We start from the raw sequence: 1,485 nt of genomic DNA, 5'->3' as shown, positions 1-1,485 counted from the left end.
CTCGGACCTGCGCCCCGGTTCGACGGCGTCGATGACCTGAATGACTGGCTGGAAGACCGGTGCCTGAAGCGCCAGGACGATACCGTCCGTGGCCATAGCGCTGATGGCGCTGCCGCCCACGCCCCATGATGCCTGCGAGAAGGTCAGCACGCGGGCCGCCTCGATCGCGATGGTCCGCTTTCGCACCAACGCTCATTCCGTTCCGGTGGCCTGTGCGCAGCACGAGGTTCGGGTCCGGGGCATCATGCTGAAAGCATGTCTCCGACATGACGTCCATGAGGTCGTCATCGGCTGCGGCGCAGAGGGGATCGCCCGCCACCGCCGGTCCGACGACAAGGCCGACATGGTCTTCGATCCGCTGCATTACCTGCCGCTGCTGGAGCAGAAGGTCGGCGCCCAGGATCAGGCGGCGCCGTTGCAGAACCGGGAGCTGCCGGATGAGTTCGCCACCCGGCACCGGTTGCTCGAAGCGCGGATGGGCAAGAAGGGCGAGCGCGCATACGTCCAGGCTCGGACGTCTGCTGGAAACCTTCGAGATGGCCCATGTCCATGGCGCCCTCGACTACGCTCTCGGCCACGGCACCATCGGCTACGATGCGGTCAAGCATCTCGTGCTGTGCCGGATCGAGAACCGCCCGCCGCGGCTTGATCTCGACATCTATCCCTATCTGCCCAGGGCACAGGTCGAGACGACGGACCCGGCCAGCGACAAGGTGTTGATGTCCGGAACAGCGGCATGACCGATACCCCGCAGGTCCTGCGGCAGCATCATCTCGAGAAGCTGCGCCTGCCGACCTTCAACAGCGCGTATGACAAGCAGGCCCGGGCCCGGCGGCGTGCGCCGCCAATGCTTGACCTGCGCGCCTCTGGCGCGGCGGCGTGCGCCGCCAATGCTTGAACTGCGCGCCTCTGGCGCGGCGGCGTGCGCCGGATGATCGAACGCCGGATCAAGGCCGCGAAGCTCCCGGCGACCAGGAACCTGGACAGCTTCGACTTCAAGGTCACTGCGTCCCTGAACAAGGGCCTGACGATGCAACTCGCCCGCTGCGCCCTTGTCGCTCGGCGCGAGAACGTCATCGCCCCGGGCCCGAACGGCACCGGCAAGACCCATCTCGCCCCGGGGCTCGGACTGGCAGCCTGCCAGAAGGGTCTCAAGGTCCGCTTCACGACCGCCCCCCGCAGGAAGTAATGCCCGAGCAATACGCGATTATTCGCGTCGCGGACCTTCGGTTCATGGGCTGGTGCCAACGCTCGATCCTGGCCTGGGTCTGCGGATGCTGAGGGGCACCGCGAACGCGATCCATGCCCTTGTCCTCGACATGATCGGCCAGGTCGTCCGCGATGCAAGACGAGCCGTTATCTCTGAGCAGCCTTGGTTTGGCGATCACGCTGGCGCTGTCGCAGCCCGACACGTCCAGGGCCAGGTCCAGCGTGGAGGTCACATCCTCGGCCTTCATCGTCGTGCAGAGCTTCCAGGCGATGATG

Annotated in this window: 4 protein-coding genes and 2 pseudogenes; 4 read left to right on the top strand and 2 right to left on the bottom strand. The window is 66.3% G+C overall.

What is annotated here, in order from left to right; translation table 11 throughout:
- A partial coding sequence (locus V8324_RS21810; RefSeq protein ID WP_336421983.1) for a hypothetical protein occupies positions 1-186 on the bottom strand: 186 nt, incomplete at its 3' end.
- Between V8324_RS21810 and V8324_RS22565 the strand changes: the two are divergent.
- The 4 genes and pseudogenes from V8324_RS22565 to V8324_RS21795 all read left to right on the top strand — a co-directional run.
- Positions 104-295: pseudogene (locus V8324_RS22565) on the top strand (Mu transposase domain-containing protein); the annotation flags it as partial. The gene V8324_RS21810 and the pseudogene V8324_RS22565 overlap by 83 nt on opposite strands.
- Before the next feature lie 142 nt (positions 296-437).
- On the top strand, positions 438-740 hold the full coding sequence (locus V8324_RS21805) for a hypothetical protein (RefSeq protein ID WP_336421982.1): 303 nt from the start codon (positions 438-440) through the stop codon (positions 738-740).
- Positions 737-898: a hypothetical protein gene (locus tag V8324_RS21800; protein ID WP_336421981.1), complete on the top strand. Its 162-nt coding sequence runs from the start codon at positions 737-739 to the stop codon at positions 896-898. The genes V8324_RS21805 and V8324_RS21800 overlap by 4 nt, the downstream gene beginning before the upstream one ends.
- Before the next feature lie 33 nt (positions 899-931).
- A complete protein-coding gene (locus V8324_RS21795) occupies positions 932-1,189 on the top strand; it encodes an ATP-binding protein (protein ID WP_336421980.1) in 258 nt (85 codons plus the stop codon).
- A gap of 34 nt (positions 1,190-1,223) precedes the next feature.
- Here the strand turns inward: V8324_RS21795 and V8324_RS21790 are convergent.
- Positions 1,224-1,485, bottom strand: a pseudogene (locus V8324_RS21790) (IS3 family transposase); the annotation flags it as partial.

Source organism: Roseovarius sp. D22-M7 (genome assembly GCF_037083785.1).
Lineage (GTDB): Bacteria > Pseudomonadota > Alphaproteobacteria > Rhodobacterales > Rhodobacteraceae > Roseovarius.
The sequence above is the reverse complement of the archived record's forward strand: the minus strand, read 5'-3'. Positions and strand labels throughout refer to the sequence as shown.